Source organism: Nocardioides sp., assembly GCF_030019515.1.
Taxonomy (GTDB): Bacteria; Actinomycetota; Actinomycetes; order Propionibacteriales; family Nocardioidaceae; genus Nocardioides.
Genome location: NZ_JASEEQ010000013.1, coordinates 75,972 through 91,497 on the forward strand (window position 1 = coordinate 75,972; position 15,526 = coordinate 91,497).

At 71.4% G+C, this 15,526-nt stretch carries 18 protein-coding genes; 9 read left to right on the top strand and 9 right to left on the bottom strand.

The window, feature by feature from the left end:
• Positions 1-5: 5 nt before the first annotated feature.
• Positions 6-443, top strand: coding sequence for a single-stranded DNA-binding protein (ssb, locus tag QMC84_RS17520; protein WP_300376912.1), 438 nt, complete (start codon positions 6-8; stop codon positions 441-443).
• A 72-nt stretch (positions 444-515) separates the two neighbouring features.
• Positions 516-2,198: an energy-dependent translational throttle protein EttA gene (ettA, locus tag QMC84_RS17525; RefSeq protein ID WP_300376914.1), complete on the top strand. Its 1,683-nt coding sequence runs from the start codon at positions 516-518 to the stop codon at positions 2,196-2,198.
• 304 nt (positions 2,199-2,502) lie between these two features.
• On the opposite strand, the gene QMC84_RS17530 is transcribed toward ettA, so the two are convergent.
• From QMC84_RS17530 to QMC84_RS17540, 3 genes are all read right to left on the bottom strand, one after another.
• A complete protein-coding gene (locus QMC84_RS17530; protein ID WP_300376916.1) occupies positions 2,503-2,997 on the bottom strand; it encodes a MarR family transcriptional regulator in 495 nt (164 codons plus the stop codon).
• A 222-nt stretch (positions 2,998-3,219) separates the two neighbouring features.
• On the bottom strand, positions 3,220-4,434 hold the full coding sequence (locus tag QMC84_RS17535; protein ID WP_300376917.1) for an acetyl-CoA C-acetyltransferase: 1,215 nt from the start codon (positions 4,432-4,434) through the stop codon (positions 3,220-3,222).
• 100 nt (positions 4,435-4,534) lie between these two features.
• Positions 4,535-5,116 carry a TetR/AcrR family transcriptional regulator gene (locus QMC84_RS17540; protein WP_300376919.1) on the bottom strand — a complete coding sequence of 194 codons (582 nt, stop codon included), beginning with the start codon at positions 5,114-5,116 and terminating at the stop codon, positions 4,535-4,537.
• A 124-nt stretch (positions 5,117-5,240) separates the two neighbouring features.
• Here QMC84_RS17540 and QMC84_RS17545 point away from each other — a divergent pair, with 124 nt between their 5' ends.
• Positions 5,241-5,417, top strand: coding sequence for a hypothetical protein (locus tag QMC84_RS17545; protein WP_300376922.1), 177 nt, complete (start codon positions 5,241-5,243; stop codon positions 5,415-5,417).
• A gap of 42 nt (positions 5,418-5,459) precedes the next feature.
• The gene (locus tag QMC84_RS17550) at positions 5,460-6,311 is read left to right on the top strand and encodes a thioesterase family protein (RefSeq protein ID WP_300376924.1); all 852 of its coding nucleotides are present in this window, start codon (positions 5,460-5,462) and stop codon (positions 6,309-6,311) included.
• On the opposite strand, the gene QMC84_RS17555 is transcribed toward QMC84_RS17550, so the two are convergent.
• From QMC84_RS17555 to QMC84_RS17570, 4 genes are all read right to left on the bottom strand, one after another.
• Positions 6,275-6,847 carry an RNA polymerase sigma factor gene (locus tag QMC84_RS17555; RefSeq protein ID WP_300376926.1) on the bottom strand — a complete coding sequence of 191 codons (573 nt, stop codon included), beginning with the start codon at positions 6,845-6,847 and terminating at the stop codon, positions 6,275-6,277. The genes QMC84_RS17550 and QMC84_RS17555 overlap by 37 nt on opposite strands.
• The gene (locus QMC84_RS17560) at positions 6,844-7,434 is read right to left on the bottom strand and encodes a hypothetical protein (RefSeq protein ID WP_300376928.1); all 591 of its coding nucleotides are present in this window, start codon (positions 7,432-7,434) and stop codon (positions 6,844-6,846) included. The genes QMC84_RS17555 and QMC84_RS17560 overlap by 4 nt, the downstream gene beginning before the upstream one ends.
• A 73-nt stretch (positions 7,435-7,507) precedes the next feature.
• On the bottom strand, positions 7,508-8,017 hold the full coding sequence (locus QMC84_RS17565; RefSeq protein ID WP_300376930.1) for a hypothetical protein: 510 nt from the start codon (positions 8,015-8,017) through the stop codon (positions 7,508-7,510).
• A gap of 111 nt (positions 8,018-8,128) precedes the next feature.
• Complete coding sequence (locus QMC84_RS17570) at positions 8,129-8,503, bottom strand: globin (protein WP_300376932.1); 375 nt, start codon at positions 8,501-8,503, stop codon at positions 8,129-8,131.
• Positions 8,504-8,602: 99 nt separating this feature from the next.
• On the opposite strand from QMC84_RS17570, the gene QMC84_RS17575 reads away from it, so the two are divergent.
• Positions 8,603-9,028: an OsmC family peroxiredoxin gene (locus QMC84_RS17575; protein WP_300376934.1), complete on the top strand. Its 426-nt coding sequence runs from the start codon at positions 8,603-8,605 to the stop codon at positions 9,026-9,028.
• Between the two features lie 17 nt (positions 9,029-9,045).
• On the opposite strand, the gene QMC84_RS17580 is transcribed toward QMC84_RS17575, so the two are convergent.
• Entirely contained in the window at positions 9,046-10,080 is a 1,035-nt protein-coding gene (locus QMC84_RS17580; RefSeq protein WP_300376936.1) for a mechanosensitive ion channel family protein, read from the bottom strand.
• 64 nt (positions 10,081-10,144) lie between these two features.
• Between QMC84_RS17580 and QMC84_RS17585 the strand changes: the two genes are divergently transcribed.
• Positions 10,145-10,540, top strand: coding sequence for a hypothetical protein (locus tag QMC84_RS17585; RefSeq protein ID WP_300376939.1), 396 nt, complete (start codon positions 10,145-10,147; stop codon positions 10,538-10,540).
• A complete protein-coding gene (locus QMC84_RS17590; RefSeq protein ID WP_300376941.1) occupies positions 10,527-10,907 on the top strand; it encodes a DUF5130 family protein in 381 nt (126 codons plus the stop codon). Before QMC84_RS17585 ends, QMC84_RS17590 begins: the two co-directional genes overlap by 14 nt.
• Positions 10,908-11,110: 203 nt before the next feature.
• On the opposite strand, the gene pepN is transcribed toward QMC84_RS17590, so the two are convergent.
• Positions 11,111-13,687: an aminopeptidase N gene (gene pepN / locus QMC84_RS17595; RefSeq protein WP_300376943.1), complete on the bottom strand. Its 2,577-nt coding sequence runs from the start codon at positions 13,685-13,687 to the stop codon at positions 11,111-11,113.
• A gap of 64 nt (positions 13,688-13,751) precedes the next feature.
• Here pepN and chrA point away from each other — a divergent pair, with 64 nt between their 5' ends.
• Together chrA and QMC84_RS17605 are read left to right on the top strand one after the other, a co-directional pair.
• Complete coding sequence (gene chrA, locus QMC84_RS17600; protein WP_300376945.1) at positions 13,752-14,882, top strand: chromate efflux transporter; 1,131 nt, start codon at positions 13,752-13,754, stop codon at positions 14,880-14,882.
• A 1-nt stretch (position 14,883) separates the two neighbouring features.
• A complete protein-coding gene (locus QMC84_RS17605; protein WP_300376947.1) occupies positions 14,884-15,510 on the top strand; it encodes a DsbA family protein in 627 nt (208 codons plus the stop codon).
• Positions 15,511-15,526 lie beyond the last annotated feature (16 nt).

A 15,526-nucleotide genomic window follows, 5' to 3' on the forward strand; every position in this document is an offset into this window, starting at 1 on the left:
CCTCCATGAACGAATCGCTCATCACGCTGCACGGGTGGCTGGGCAGCGACGTGACCCTGCGGAGCGCCGGTGACGTCCCGGTGGCCAGCTTCCGGGTGGCGTGCACCCCGCGGCGCTTCAACCGGCGGACGGAGAACTGGTCCGACGGCGCCACCCAGTGGTACACCGTCAACGTCTGGCGCCAGCTCGCCGAGAACTGCGCCTCCTCCCTGCACCGCGGCGATCCGATCGTCGTGCACGGCCGCCTCGACCTGCGGGTGTGGGTCAACGCGGAGAACGTCGAGGTCAGCGGCTTCGAGATCGAGGCCACCCACATCGGCCACGACCTGGCCCGCGGCACCAGCCGGTTCACCCGCACGCCGCGCCCCGACCACGGCGGCGCGGCGGACGCCGCCGGGCCTGCCCCCGCTCAGGACACGCCGCAGCAGGAGGCCGCCGCGTGAGGCCGGCCGCCCGTCGGCGCCGCGGCCCCCCGATCGGGCCCCACCACCGCTCGCCAACTAGGCTCGGGCCCCATGGCGGAATATGTGTTCACCCTGCGCAACGTGCGCAAGGCCCACGGCGACAAGGTCGTCCTCGACAACGTGACTCTCTCGTTCCTGCACGGGGCGAAGATCGGCGTCGTCGGCCCCAACGGGGCCGGCAAGTCCTCCCTGCTCAAGATCATGGCGGGCCTGGACCACCCCAACAACGGCGACGCGATCCGCGACCCCGACGCCACCGTGGGCATGCTCCAGCAGGAGCCGCCGCTGACCGAGGGCAAGACAGTCCTGGAGAACGTCGAGGAGGCGGTCGGCGAGATCAAGGGCAAGCTCGACCGCTACAACGCGATCTCCGAGGAGCTCGCCGACCCCGACGCCGACTACGACGCGCTGCTCGCCGAGATGGGCGACCTGCAGACCGACCTCGACCACGCGAACGCGTGGGACCTCGACAGCCGCCTCGATCAGGCCATGGACGCGCTGCGCTGCCCGCCGCCCGACGCCCTGGTCGACAACCTCTCCGGTGGTGAGCGGCGCCGGGTCGCGCTGTGCAAGCTGCTCCTGCAGCAGCCCGACCTGCTGCTCCTCGACGAGCCGACCAACCACCTCGACGCCGAGTCCGTGCAGTGGCTCGAGGGCCACCTGAAGAGCTACCCGGGCGCCGTGCTCGCGGTCACCCACGACCGGTACTTCCTCGACAACGTGGCGGAGTGGATCGCCGAGGTCGATCGTGGCCAGATCCACGGCTACGAGGGCAACTACTCCACCTACCTGGAGACCAAGAAGGATCGCCTGAAGATCGAGGGCCAGAAGGACGCGAAGCGCGCCAGGATGCTGGAGAAGGAGCTGGAGTGGGTCCGCTCCAACCCCAAGGCCCGGCAGGCGAAGAGCAAGTCGCGTCTGGCCCGCTACGAGGAGATGGCCGCCGAGGCCGACCGCGCCCGCAAGATCGACACCTCCGACATCAACATCCCGGCCGGCCCGCGGCTCGGTGACGTGGTGCTCGAGGCCAAGGGCCTGACCAAGGGTTTCGAGGGCCGGACCCTCATGGAGGACCTGTCCTTCACGCTCCCGCGTGCGGGCATCGTCGGCGTGATCGGACCCAACGGCGTCGGCAAGACCACGCTGTTCCGGATGATCACCGGCGCTGAGGAGCCCGACGACGGCGTGCTGACCGTCGGCCAGACCGTGAAGATCTCCTACGTCGACCAGAGCCGGGGCGGCATCGACCCGAACAAGAACGTCTGGGAGGTCGTCTCCGACAGCCTGGACTTCATCAAGGTCGCGAACTTCGAGATGAACTCGCGCGCCTACGTCGCCTCGTTCGGCTTCAAGGGACCCGACCAGCAGAAGAAGGCGGGCGTCCTGTCCGGCGGCGAGCGCAACCGGCTGAACCTCGCGCTCACGCTGAAGATGGGCGGCAACCTGCTGCTGCTCGACGAGCCGACCAATGACCTGGACGTGGAGACGCTGTCCTCGCTCGAGGACGCGCTGCTCGACTTCCCGGGCTGCGCCGTGGTCACCTCCCACGACCGCTGGTTCCTCGACCGGATCGCCACCCACATCCTCGCCTGGGAGGGCGACGACGAGGACGAGGCGAAGTGGTTCTGGTTCGAGGGCAACTTCGCCTCCTACGAGGAGAACAAGATCGAGCGTCTCGGCATCGAGGCAGCGCGCCCGCACCGGGTCACGCACCGGCGGCTCACGCGGGACTGAGCGGGCCTCGGTGGCCGGTGGTCGAGCGGCCACCGGTGATCGAGCCTGTCGAGATCCCCGTGCCGGTGCGCGGCCTCGCCGACCTGCCTTCGCTCACGGAGTCTCGCGCGCTTCAATGCCCCACGTGCCGACTGGGTCTCGACACGCGCCGTCGCGGCTTCGCAGGCTCAGCCGCGGGCGCTCGCTCGACCTTCGCCACGTCGATGCCCCACACAGCTACTGGGTCTCGACCCGCGGTCGCGAGCTCGCAGGCTCGCTCGCTCGCTCGACCCGCTTCCGTTCGACGCGCTGACACGCGTCGAGGTCAGCGCATCTCCATCTCGGGGTGGGCCTCGACGAGATGGTCGGCGACGGCGTTCATCACGCGGCCGACGGCCTCGAAGTCCTCGCGGCTGGCGAGGTCGACCAGGTGGGCGCGGACGCCTTCGACGTGGGTGGGCGCCATCCGCACGAGCAGGTCGAAGCCCTTGTCGGTCATGCTCGCGACCACGCCGCGGCCGTCGTCGGGGGAGCTCTTGCGGAGCACGAGGCCCGCGTGCTCCATCCGCGCGACGGTGTGGGTCACCCGGCTGCGGCTGTGCGCGAGGGCGTCGGCGAGCTGGGCCATCCGCATCTGGCGGTCCGGAGCCTCGGAGAGGCGGACCAGGATCTCGTACTCGACCAGCGACAGGTCGCAGTGGCGACGCAGCTCGTCGTCCAGCCGGTCAAGAAGGAGCGTCATCCCCATCAGGAGAGCCCGCCACGAGCGCTGCTCCTGGTCGTCGAGCCAGCGCGCGTCGTCTCCCCCGGTGTCGTTCACCCCGGCAGTCTAATTCGTCCTCCCGAACGGCGTGGGCGTCATCGACCGACGTGCCGTGTGACCTCCATCGTGGGACGCCGGACGCCCGGCCGCGGACCGCGGCCGGGGCGTCCGGTAGAAACGCTCCGCGACGGTGGTCGGTCTCGACACGGCGGTCGCGACCTCGTTCCTCGGTCGCGCGCCTCGCTCGACCACCATCAGCGGGTCCGCTGCGCGGCCCCGCTACAGCCGCTCGAGGATGAGCGCCATGCCCTGGCCACCGCCGACGCACATGGTGATCAGGCCGGTGGTCTTGTCGTGCCAGTCCAGGGAGTTCAGCATCGTGTTCTGGAGGCGGGCGCCCGTCATGCCGAACGGGTGGCCGACCGCGATCGCGCCGCCGTTGACGTTGAGCCGGTCCAGGTCGATGCCGAGGTCCTGGTAGGACGGGACGACCTGGGCCGCGAACGCCTCGTTGATCTCGACCAGGTCGATGTCGCCGATGCTCATCTTGGCGTGGGCCAGGGCCCGCTTGGTCGCCTCGACCGGGCCGAGGCCCATGATCTCGGGCGAGAGGCCGCTCACGCCGGTCGCGACGATCCGCGCCAGCGGCGTGACGCCGAGCTCGGCCGCCTTGGTGTCGGACATGATCACCACGGCCGCCGCCCCGTCGTTCAGCGGGCAGCAGTTGCCGGCGGTGACCACGCCGTCGGGGCGGAACACCGGCTTGAGCTGCGAGATCGCCTCGTACGTGACGCCGGCGCGCGGGCCGTCGTCCTGGCTGACGACGGTGCCGTCGGGCGTGGTGACCGGCGTGATCTCCCGGGCCCAGAAGCCGGCGTTGATGGCCTTCTCGGCGAGGTTCTGGGAGCGCACGCCGAACTCGTCGAGCTCCTTGCGGTCCAGGCCGCGCAGCCGCGCGACGTTCTCGGCCGTCTGCCCCATCGCGATGTAGGCGTCGGGGAGCAGCCCGTCCTCACGCGGATCGTGCCAGTCGACGCCGCCCTCGGCGGTCTTCTCGGTGCGCGCCATCGCCTCGTCGTAGCGCGGGTTCTGGGTGTCCGGCCAGTGGTCGGAGGTGCCCTTCGCGAAGCGGGAGACCATCTCGACACCGGCGGAGATGAAGATGTCGCCCTCGCCGGCCTTGATCGCGTGGAACGCCATCCGCGTGGTCTGCACCGAGGAGGCGCAGTAGCGGGTGATGGTCGCGCCCGGGACGTCGTCCATGTCGTTGAGCACGTTGACGATCCGCGCCATGTTGTTGCCCGACTCGCCGCCGGGCAGGCCGCAGCCGAGGTAGACGTCGTCGACCGCGTGCGGGTCGAGGCCCTCGACCTTGTCCAGGGCGGTCTTGATGATGAACGCGCTCAGGTCGTCGGGCCGCAGGTCCTTCAGCGAGCCCTTGTTGGCCCGGCCGATGGGGGAGCGGGCGACGGAAACGATGACTGCCTCGGGCATGCAAGCTCCATCTCAGGTTGTGATCGGGGGTGATCGGAGGGGTGGATCGAGGTGTCCGGCCAGATTAGACCGTGTCCTCGCGGCGTGGACGAGACCCTCGTCACGCCCCGTCGCGACCGCCGAGCTGCTCGCCGATCAGCTCGAGCGACCGGGCCAGGAACTCGCGTCGTGCGGCCGGCGGTCGCAGCAGGGCCGCGAGCAGGACGCCGTCGTACGACGCCACCAGGGCCTCGGCGCGGTCGCGCGGGTACCCCTTGCCCGACGTGGTCATGATCCCCTCGACCAGCGTGACCAGGCGGGACCGGTGGTCGACGAGCAGGTCGGCCAGGCCGGGGTCGCGCGTCGCCGCCATGCTCAGCTCGAGACGGGCGACCAGCAGCTCCCGCTGGTCCAGCCAGCGCAGGAACAGCGACAGCGCCGCGTCGACGCTCTCCTGCTCGCTCTCACAGTCGGTCCGGAGCTGCTCCGCGAGCTCGTCTACGTCGCCGAGGAGGGTCTCGGCGACGTACTCGGTGAGCGCGCGCTGGAGCGCCGCGCGGGTGCGCCAGTAGGCCGAGCAGCTGCCCTCGGGCAGCCCGGCGCGGCGGTCCACGGCTCGGTGGGTGAGGCCGCGCAGCCCCTCGTCGGCGATGACGTGGAGCGCGGCGTCGAGGAGATGACGACGGCGCGGGCTCGCGGACATCACGACCTCTCTGCTCCGACCTCTCCGGGCCGGTGAGCGGGGACACTACCCCTGCGCTTGTCCGGGGCGGCCGGCGGAGCTACGTTCTACATACGTAGAGTCTACATCTGTAGAGAGGTTTGCCATGGTCTTCTACGCCACCCTCGCCGCGTTCGGCCTCGCGTTCGTCGTGTTCGGTCTGATCGCCTCCGTCGTCGCCGCCGGCGTGCTCGTCGAGTTCGTCGTCAGCAACCGCCACGACCGCCTCGCCCGCCACGAGTCGGTGCGGACCCACTACCGGCGCCTCGTGCTCACCCACTGACCGCACCCGGCTCCTCCAGGTCTCCTCTGGCAGCATCGACCCGTGCGGCACACCTACCGGTGCCCCCTGCGCTGGGCCGACCTGGACCCGCTGGGGCACGTGAACAACGTCGTCTACGTGGACTACCTCCAGGAGGCCCGCGTCGACATGCTCCGCACCCACGGGCCCGCCGCCGGCACGGGCGACCTGGCCGAGGGGGTGGTGGTCGTCCGCCACGAGGTGAGCTACCTCGCTCCGCTCGCCTTCGGGTTCGAGCCGGTGACCATCGAGTCGTGGGTCACCGAGATCAGGGCGGCGACCTTCACCCTCGCCTACGAGATCTTCCACGAGCGGGACGGCGAGCGGCACGTGTACGTCCGCGCCAAGACCGTGCTGACGCCGTACGTCTTCGCCAGCGAGCGCCCGCGCCGGCTCGCGGCGGTCGAACGGGAGACCCTGGCGACCTTCCTCGAGCCCGACGACCCGGCTCCGCGGGTGCCGGTCGCGTCGACGCGGCCGGAGGTCGCGGCGCACGCGCCGGTGCAGGTGCGGTTCTCGGACGTCGACGTGTACGGCCACGTCAACAACGTGAAGTACTTCGAGTACCTCCAGGAGACGCGGATCCGGCTGACCGCCGACCTGTGGCGCGGACTGGAGCCGATCTCGCTGGTGGTCGCGCAGACCGACGTCGACTACCGCGTGCCGATCCTGTTCCGGCCCGAGGCGTACGACGCCTGGTCCTGGACGTCGCGGGTCGGCCAGCGCTCGGCGACCATCGAGTCGCTCATCCTCGACGGCGAGACCGTCCTCGCCCGGGCCCGGGTCGCGATCGTGTTCTTCGACCCGCGGACCGAGCGGTCGGTGGCGCCGCCCGAGCCCTACCTCGAGGCGCTGGGCTCGCTGCTGGCCCCCTGAGCGTCCGGAGCGGCCAGGCGCAGCCGCTTGAGCCCGCGGTGCCGGGCCACCCGCACCGCGACGTGTGACATGTCGAGGGCGCGCGCGGTGGTCTCCACGTCCAGGCCGACGACGTCGAGGCAGCCGACGACGTCGCGCTCCCGGGGCGGCAGCGTCGCGAGGGCGCGGACCACCCAGTCCTGGGCGGCGTACGACGACTCCGGGCCCGCGACCGGGCCGGGCTCACCGAGCTCGCCGGGGTCGGTGGCGTAGGTGCCGCGACGCCGGCTGCGGCGGCGCGCGTTGCCGCCGAGGTTGCGGGCGATGCCGAACAGCCAGCCGGCGAACTCCGACGCCGTGCCGTCGAAGTCGTGGATCTTCTCGGCGGCGACCAGCCACGACTCGGCGGCGAGATCCTCCGCCGCGACCGCGCTGTCACCGCTGGGACGGGTGCTCAGCCAGACCAGCAGGCGACCGGCGTGGTTGCGGTAGAGGGCGCGCCACGCCTCGGCGTCGCCCCGCTTGGCGGACGCCACCACGTCGTCGTCGCTGCTCACCTGGCTTGTCTGCCGCCTGCTCCGCCGCCGGGGTGCTCCCCGGCGGCCTGGTCCGCATTGTCCGCCTTCTGGGTGGCGTGCTCGTCGGGGTGGTCGCCGGCGTGGTCGTCGGGGCCCGGTCCCTGGTGCTCACGGGTCGCGTCGTCGCCGGGCTCGTGTCCCTGGCCGACTCCCGGCGTGCTCGTCGGCCCGCCCTCGTCCGGTCCGTCCGAGGTATCGTCCGACGCGGACGGGCCGGCGCCCGGGGTCGCGTCGCCCGATACGTCCGGCCGGTTGCTCGCCGAGCCGTCGGGTGATGCGTCGGGGGTCGTGCCCGGGACGGTGGCCGGGCCGCTCGGGGGGGTCGCCGGCGGAGCCGGCGAGCCGGTGTCGGCGAACCCGCTGAGCCAGGTGCCGCCGACCAGCACGGTCGCGACGCTCGCCGCGGCCAGGCCCACGCGCCAGGTCATGCGCGGTGCCGCTGCGCCGGCCGGCGCGGGAGCGCCGGCCGCGGCGAGCGAGCTCAGTCGTGCGACGAACGCATCGTCCGGCTCCAGCGTCGGTGCCGGCGTGCGCAGCTGCGCGCCGCGGGTTCGGTGGTCGGCCATGGTCGTCCTCCCAGAGTTGGCGGTCCCGACGTTAGTCGGGGGTGGGTCAACGTCGGGACCGCCGGTCCTGGGGTCAGCCCTCAGCGGGCTCGGGTGCGGCGTGCTCGTTCGGGTGGTCGCCCGCGTGCTCGTCCGGGCCGTCGGCGTGGTCGCCGTCGTCACCGTGCTCGCCCTGGTGGCCGTGCTCCAGGCCGTCCTGGCCGTGCTCGGTGCCACCCTCGAGGGCGTGGGTGTCCGGGTGGGTGCCGGCGTGCTCGTTCGGTCCCTCGGTCTCCGGCGCCTCGGTCTCGGGGGCCTCGGTCTCGGGGGCCTCGGTCTCGGGGGCCTCGGTCTCCTCGCTCGGCTCGGAGGTGGGCGTCTCGGTCGCCTCGTGCTGGGCGCGGGCCTCGGCCGCGCGCGCCTGGCCGAAGGCCGCGTGCTCGTTGACCTCGTGGCCGTTCTTGTTCAGGACGGGCGAGCTGCTCGTCGTCGTGGCGCTGGCGTCGTCGCTGTCCGTGCCCGTCTGGGTGGCGTACGCCGTACCGAACGTGAGTGCAGCGGCGAGTGCCGCGGTCGCCGTGACAGCGGTGGTGGTCCTGCGCATGCTGGGCCTCCTGTGTCGGGGATTGAGTCGGCGGTCTCCCGCCCGGTCACCCCACACCTGTCGCGACCCGCGTCCGGTGTTACACGATCTCGGAGATTTCTGCCGGCGCTCTCACTCGAGGCTGTTGACCATGAACTGGGCGGCGTGGGTGACGTAGTCCCAGAACTGCGCGTCCTGCTCCGGGGTGAGCGCGACCTCGTCCAGGCCGGCGCGGAAGTGGCGCAGCCAGTGCTCCTTGGCCTCGGGGGTCACCGCGAACGGTGCGTGCCGGGCCCGCAGGCGAGGATGGCCGCGGTTGTCGGAGTACGCCGTCGGCCCGCCCCAGTACTGCACGAGGAACAGCAGGAACCGCTCCTCGGCGGGTCCGAGGTCCTCCTCGGGGTACATCGGCCGGAGCACGGGGTCCTCCGCGACCCCCTCGTAGAACGTCGCGACGATCCGTCGGAAGGTCTCGAAGCCGCCGATCTCGTCGTAGAAGGTGCTCACCGGTCCATTCTGGCGGTCGTCGCCGGAGCGCAGGACGCCGGCGTGCAAGACTCGCGGCGTTCCGGACTTCCAAGCCGACGCACGAGGAGTGATCCGTCCATGGCAACGACCCGAACCGCTACGACCCACTGGGAAGGCAGTCTTTTCGAGGGGGCCGGCCAGGTCACCCTCGAGTCCTCCGGCCTCGGGACCTACGACGTGTCGTGGCCCTCGCGCGCGGAGGAGCCGAACGGGAGGACCAGCCCCGAGGAGCTGATCGCCGCGGCACACTCGTCCTGCTTCTCGATGGCGCTGTCGAACGGCCTCGCGAAGGCCGGCACGCCGCCGACCGCCCTGGACACCAGCGCCGAGGTCGAGTTCACCCCCGGCACCGGCATCACCGGCATCAAGCTGACCGTCACCGGGGTCGTCGAGGGCATGAGCGAGAGCGACTTCGTCGCCGCCGCCCAGGCCGCCAAGGAGGGCTGCCCGGTCAGCCAGGCGCTGGCCGGCACCACGATCACCCTCGAGGCGTCGCTCGCCTGACGGGCCGACCGACCCGGTCAGCTCTCGACGGGCTCCTCCCCTCCGGGGGTGGGGCCCGTCGGCGTCTGGTGGGCGGTGTCCTCCCGGTGCCACACCACCCGCTGGGGGAGCGGGATCTCGATGCCCTCGTGGTCGAAGCGGGCCTTGACCCGCTGGCGCAGCTCGCGGGCCACGCCCCACTGCTCCATCGGCGCGGTCTTGAGCAGCACCCGCAGGGTCAGCGACTCGGGGCCGAGGACCTCGACCCCGGTCACCTCGGGCTCCTCGATGATGATGCCGTGGAAGTCGTCGTCCTCCCACAGGTCGTGCGCGAGCTCCTTGAGGACCCGGGTGACCCGGGCGACGTCCTCGCCGTACGCGACCGCGACGTCGACCACCGCCCGCGACCAGTTCTGGCTCATGTTGCCGACCCGGAGGATCTCGCCGTTCGGCACGTACCAGACGGTCCCGTTGAGGTCGCGCAGGCGGGTGACGCGCAGGCTCACGGCCTCGACCGTGCCGCTGGCCTCGCCGACGTCGACGACGTCGCCCACGCCGTACTGGTCCTCGAAGATCATGAAGATGCCGGAGAGGAAGTCCTTGACCAGCGACTGGGCGCCGAAGCCCAGTGCGATGCCGATGATGCCCGCACTGGCGATGATCGGGGCGATGTTGACCCCGATCTCGCTGAGGACCATGGTGCCGAAGACCGCGATCAGCAGACCGGTGAGCACGCTCTTGAGCAGGTCGCCCATGGTCTTGGCGCGCTGCACCCGGCGGGTCGAGGCCGCGAGGTCCTGGGCAGTGGCCTGCTGTGCTGCCTTGCCCCGCAGCCCGAACCGGCTCATCCGGTCGGGGAGGACCCCGTCCTCGGCGCGCAGCACCAGCCGGTCCACGAGGCGGTGCAGGACCCACCGCACCACCATCATCAGCAGCAGCAGGCTGATGATCGCGAGCGGCTTGCCGATCAGGATGTCGGAGGCGTTGGCGAGCCTCTGGTTGTCGGTCCAGTCCAAGACGGCGTTGCAGAGGGTGTCGGAGGGGTCGCACCTGGTGTCTTCGAACCCGAACATGGGCCCCATGTCTACCGCACCGGGGCAAGGCTGCTCGACCCCGCCGAGCCGATAGGCTGGCGGCGTGACCACGAAGCTCGCGCACCCTGTCCCCAGCAGCGTCCTCAGCAGCGTCCCCGGCAGCGTCCTCCGCGGCGTCCTCCGCAGCACCGTCGTGCTCTTCGCGGGGTCGCTCGTCCTCCTGGCCTCCGGCCCGGCGGGCGCCGACACCCCGGAGGGGTGGCCCGTCGCCGACGGCGTCGACCCGGTGTACGCGGTGCTGCTGCTCGGTGGCGTGCCCGCGCTGCTGATCGCGGTGATCACCCTGCTGGTGATGGTCCCGGGTCGACGCGAGCGGCACGCGCTCGCCGCCGGCCAGGCCGACGACCAGTGGTTCGGCGGTCCGCGCCAGGGCACGGCCGAGCTGCCGCCCGCCGAGGCCGGCGCGACAGGCTCCGGGGGCGCAAGTGCGCGCTGGTGAGCTGGGCGGCGCGGAGCGGTTCGCCATCGAGGACGCGATCCGGACGGCCGAGCAGGTCTCGCGCTACGAGTTCAGCGTGTTCGTCGGGCGAGCCGACGGCGAGCCGCGCGCGTTCGCCACGCGGCTGCACCGCTCGCTGGTCGCACCCGAGCGCAGCGTCCTGATCCTGGTCGACCCGGCCGCGCGGGCCCTCGAGGTCGTCACCGGCGCGGTCGTCCGCAGCCACCTCACCGACGCCGAGGTCGAGCTGACCGCGCTGCAGATGCAGACGACCTTCGCCGAGGGCGACCTCGTCGGCGGGCTGCGGCGCGGCATCCAGATGCTCGCCGACCATGCGCGCGGCCCCGAGACCCTCCACTCGGACTGACTTGCTGTAGGGCGCGTGAGGTCCGTGAGTGGGCATGGCGATCGGCCCCGAGCCGGAACGGGCAAGGGCGGTGACCGAAGCGGTCACCGCCCTCCATCGTCCCACTCAGTCGTCCCACCGGATCTCGACGAGACCGTCGCGGCTTCGTCCCTCAGCCGCGGCGCTTGCTCAATCCGGCGGAGCCCACGCGCCGCATTCGTTCCTCATGCGTCGCTGCTCCGCGCATCCTTGGCTTGGGCGGCGAGCGCCCGGGCGACGTCCGCACGGCCCTCGCGCACGTAGCGCTTGGCGGCCGGGTTCGCGGCGGAGGACTCCAGCCAGCCGTCGACCCGGTCGAGCAGGTCCTGGCTCGCGAGCTGCTTGGGGAAGATGAACTCCAGAGCGGTGGAGGCCCGCTGGGTGCCCTTCTCCTCCCACATGGTGTCGGCCGCCTCGAGGTACTTCTCGACGTACGGCGCCAGCACCTCGTCCTGGCCGAACACCTGGAAGGCCAGCACCACGCTGCGCTGGGTCTCGTTGGCGACGTCGTCGCGGACCATCGCGATCTCCCACGCCTCGGCCTTCGCGTCGGCGGTCGGGCGCAGGGCCCGGGAGGCAGCCGCGTGCTCCTGCCCGGAGATCGTGTTGTCGCGGGCCAGCTCCTCGGCGATCCGGTCGGCGTCGGCGCGTCCGTTCTTCGCCAGCCCGCCGAGCAGGGTCCACCGCAGGTCGGTGTCCACTGCCAGTCCCTCGAACGTGAGCGTGCCGTCGAGCAGGCCCTCGAGGTCGTCCAGTGCCGCCTCGCTGTGGGCCGCGCCGGCGTACGCGCGAGCGAACGAGAGCTGGTGGTCGCTGCCGGCCTCGGCGTTGTCGAGCAGCTTGCGCAGGCCCTGCTCCCAGGTCGCCCGCAGGGCGGACCGGTTCTCCGGGGCCGAGTACAGCGTGGCCGCCTGGGCTGCGTACGTCGGGATCCGGCTCACGCCGAACGCGTCGGTCTCGCTGCCGATGCCGCTGAGCACGAGCGCGACGAAGTCCGTCGCGCTCATCTCCGCGTCGCGGGTCATGTCCCAGGCCGCTCCCCAGCACAGCGCGCGCGCGAGCGAGTCGTCGAGGGTCGCGATCCCGCCCACGACGGTGGCCAGCGAGCGCTCGTCGAGACGGATCTTTGCGTACGCCAGGTCGCCCTCGTTGAGCAGCAACAGGTCCGGCTGGCGCTGGCCGACGAGCTCGGCGACCTCGGTGAGCGCCCCGGCGACGTCGGTCTCGAAGGAGGTACGGCGGACCAGCCGACGGTTCCCCGCGGCGTCGGGCACCGCGTCGTAGAGGCCCACGCCGAGCCGGTGCCGGCGCAGCGTCGGCTGCTCGGCCGCAGCGGTCTGGCGGATCGCGAAGGAGGAGTAGCTGCCCTCGTCGTCGAGCTCGAACTCGGCCGTCAGCGTGTTCACGCCCGAGGTCTGGAGCCACTCCTGGGCCCACGCCTCGAGGTCCCGGCCCGAGGACGCCTCGAGGGCGGCCAGCAGGTCCTTGAACTCGGTGTTGCCGTACTCGAACTTCTTGAAGTAGGTGCGCACGCCCTTCAGGAAGTTCTCCAGGCCGACCCAGGCGACCAGCTGCTTGAGCACCGAGGCGCCCTTGGCGTAGGTGATGCCGTCGAAGTTGACCTCGACCGCGCGCAGGTCGACGTTGTCCGCGGCGATCGGGTGGGTGCTGGGCAGCTGGTCCTGGCGGTAGGCCCAGTTCTTGCGGGCGTTGGTGAAGCCCGTCCAGACCTCGGTGAACTCGGTGGCCTCGACCGCCGCGTGGTAGCAGGCCCACTCGGCGAACGACTCGTTGAGCCACAGGTCGTCCCACCACTTCATGGTCACCAGGTCGCCGAACCACATGTGCGCCATCTCGTGGAGGATGACCTCGACCCGGAACTCGTAGAACGCCCGGTCCTGGCGGCTGCGCGGGAGGTACTCGTCGCGCAGCGTGACGCACCCGGCGTTCTCCATCGCGCCCATGTTGTACTCCGGCACGTAGAGCTGGTCGTACTTGCCGAACGGGTAGGGGTAGTCGAAGGCGTCCTCGAAGTAGCCGAAGCCCTGCTCGGTGATCTTGACCAGCTCGTCGACGTCGAGGTGCTCCACGAGCGACTGGCGGCAGTAGTGACCCAGCGGGATGTCGCCGTGCTTGCCGCGGTAGACGTGCTGGACCTCGTGGTACTCGCCGGCGACGATCGCCGTCACGTAGGTCGACAGCGGCTTGGTCGGGGCGAACCGCCAGACGGCCTTGCCGCTCTGCCCGGCAACGGCCTCGGGCTCGGGCGACGGGGAGTTCGAGACGACCTTCCACCCCTCGGGGGCGGTGACGGTGAACGTGAACGGCGCCTTCAGGTCGGGCTGCTCGAACGTCGTGTAGACCCGTCGGGCGTCGGGGACCTCGAACTGCGAGTACGTGTAGACCCGGTCGTCGGCGGGGTCGACGAACCGGTGCAGGCCCTCGCCGGTGCGCGAGTAGGTGCAGTCGGCCCGCACGACGAGCTCGTTCTCCGCGGCCAGGCCGGTCAGCGCGATCCGGCTGTCGGCGTACGCCGTGGCCGGGTCGACCGACTCGCCGTTCAGCGTGATCTCGTGGACGGTCGCGTCGACGAGGTCCGCGAACGTCTCGGCGCCGGGCTCGGTGCAGGTGAACCGGATCGTGGTCGTCGAGCCGAAGGTCGCGTCGCCGGTCGTGAGGTCCAGGTCGATGGAGTACGAGGTGACGTCCAGGAGCGCGGCGCGAGTCGCGGCCTCGTCCCGGGTGAGGTTGGTTCCAGGCATGCGACGCATCCTGCCACCCGGGTCGTGGTCGAGGAAAAGGACATGCGCCCGGCATGATGGGCCTGTGAGCGAGCCGGGTCGGACCCGCGAGGTCGCGCTGCTCTTCCTCCGGTTGGGCACCATCGCGTTCGGCGGTCCCGTAGCCCACACCGCGATGATGCGCGAGGAGCTCGTCCGCCGCCGCGGGTGGGTCACGGACGAGCGGTTCGTGGACCTGATGGGCGCCACGAACCTGATCCCGGGGCCGAACTCCACCGAGCTGGCCATCCACCTCGGCTACGACCGAGCCCGCTGGCGCGGCCTGCTGCTCGCCGGCCTGTGCTTCATCCTCCCGGCGGCGCTGATCGTCACCGCGCTCGCCTGGGCGTACGTCGAGTACGGCGACACCCCGTCGGCCGAGTGGCTGCTCTACGGCGTGGTGCCGGCGGTGCTGGCGATCGTCGCCTGGGCGCTGGTGGCACTGCTTCGCACGGTCCTGAAGACCGTGTGGCTCGGGTTGCTGGCCGCCGCCGGTCTGGCGGCGTACTTCCTCGGCGTGCACGAGCTGGTGGTGCTGTTCGGTGGCGCCGCCCTCGCCGGCCTGGCGCGGCTCGTGAGCCGGGCGGCGGGCCCGCGGCACGGGCTGCTCGCGCCGCTCGCGGTGCTGTTCCCCGACCCGACCGGGGGCCAGCTCGCCCAGCTGTTCCTCACGATGCTCAAGATCGGCGCGGTGCTCTACGGCAGCGGCTACGTGCTGCTGGCGTTCCTCGAGGGCGACCTGGTCGACCGGCTGGGCTGGGTGACCCAGCAGCAGATCCTCGACGCGGTGTCGATCGGCCAGGTCACGCCGGGGCCGGTGTTCACGACCGCGACGTTCCTGGGCTACCTCGTCGCCGGGCTGCCCGGGGCGTTCCTGGCCACGGTCGGGATCTTCCTGCCATCGTTCGTCTTCGTCGGGCTGCTGACCCGGATCACCGACCGGATCCGCTCCTCACCGTGGACCTCGACGATGCTCGACGGACTCAACGCGACGGCCCTCGCCCTGATGGCCGGCGTGTCGTGGCAGCTCGGCCGGACGGCGCTGGTCGACGGCTGGACGGTCGGGATCTTCGTGGTCACGCTGCTGCTGATGTGGCGCACCGAGCTCAACAGCGCCTGGTACGTCGCCGGCGGGGCGGCCGCGGGAATAGTCCTCGGCGTGCTCGGTTGGAACTGACATGACCTCCGACACGACCACCGACACCCGTTCCGGCGCTGACTTCTGGTTCGACCCGGCCTGTCCGTTCGCCTGGATCTCGTCGCGGTGGATCCTCGAGGTCGAGAAGGTCCGCGACATCGAGGTGACCTGGCACATCATGAGCCTGGCCTACCTCAACCAGGACAAGGACGTCTCGGACGACTACCGCGAGTTCCTCTCGACCGCCTGGGAGCCGGTGCGCGTGCTGATGGCCGCTGAGCAGAAGTACGGCAAGGAGGTCCTGCTGCCGCTGTACACGGCGATGGGCACCCGGATCCACATCGAGAAGCAGGACCGGGACCGCGCGATGGTCGAGGGGGCGCTCGCGGAGGCCGGTCTCGATCTGACGCTCGCCGACGCCATGGACGACTCGTCGTACGACGAGGCGATCGCGCGCTCCCACCACCTCGGCATGGACCAGGTCGGCAACGAGGTCGGCACCCCCACCATCGCGTTCGACGGACGAGCCTTCTTCGGGCCGGTGCTGAGCAAGGCCCCGCGCGGCGAGGACGCCGGCCGGATGTGGGACGCATTCGTCACACTCTCGGCCTACGAGCACTTCTACGAGCTCAAGCGCAGCCGCACCGAGACCCTCGACTTCACCTGACCGGCGCCCCTAGCGT

Excerpts from the sequence above, each read along its gene's own strand:
- QMC84_RS17605 (WP_300376947.1), top strand. The coding sequence starts at position 14,884 with ATGACCTCCGACACGACCACCGACACCCGTTCCGGCGCTGACTTCTGG.
- QMC84_RS17565 (WP_300376930.1), bottom strand. The coding sequence starts at position 8,017 with ATGCGCAGGACCACCACCGCTGTCACGGCGACCGCGGCACTCGCCGCT.
- QMC84_RS17535 (WP_300376917.1), bottom strand. The coding sequence starts at position 4,434 with ATGCCCGAGGCAGTCATCGTTTCCGTCGCCCGCTCCCCCATCGGCCGG.
- QMC84_RS17545 (WP_300376922.1), top strand. The coding sequence starts at position 5,241 with ATGGTCTTCTACGCCACCCTCGCCGCGTTCGGCCTCGCGTTCGTCGTG.
- QMC84_RS17560 (WP_300376928.1), bottom strand. The coding sequence starts at position 7,434 with ATGGCCGACCACCGAACCCGCGGCGCGCAGCTGCGCACGCCGGCACCG.
- QMC84_RS17540 (WP_300376919.1), bottom strand. The coding sequence starts at position 5,116 with ATGTCCGCGAGCCCGCGCCGTCGTCATCTCCTCGACGCCGCGCTCCAC.
- pepN (WP_300376943.1), bottom strand. The coding sequence starts at position 13,687 with ATGCCTGGAACCAACCTCACCCGGGACGAGGCCGCGACTCGCGCCGCG.
- ssb (WP_300376912.1), top strand. The coding sequence starts at position 6 with ATGAACGAATCGCTCATCACGCTGCACGGGTGGCTGGGCAGCGACGTG.
- QMC84_RS17580 (WP_300376936.1), bottom strand. The coding sequence starts at position 10,080 with ATGTTCGGGTTCGAAGACACCAGGTGCGACCCCTCCGACACCCTCTGC.
- QMC84_RS17575 (WP_300376934.1), top strand. The coding sequence starts at position 8,603 with ATGGCAACGACCCGAACCGCTACGACCCACTGGGAAGGCAGTCTTTTC.
- ettA (WP_300376914.1), top strand. The coding sequence starts at position 516 with ATGGCGGAATATGTGTTCACCCTGCGCAACGTGCGCAAGGCCCACGGC.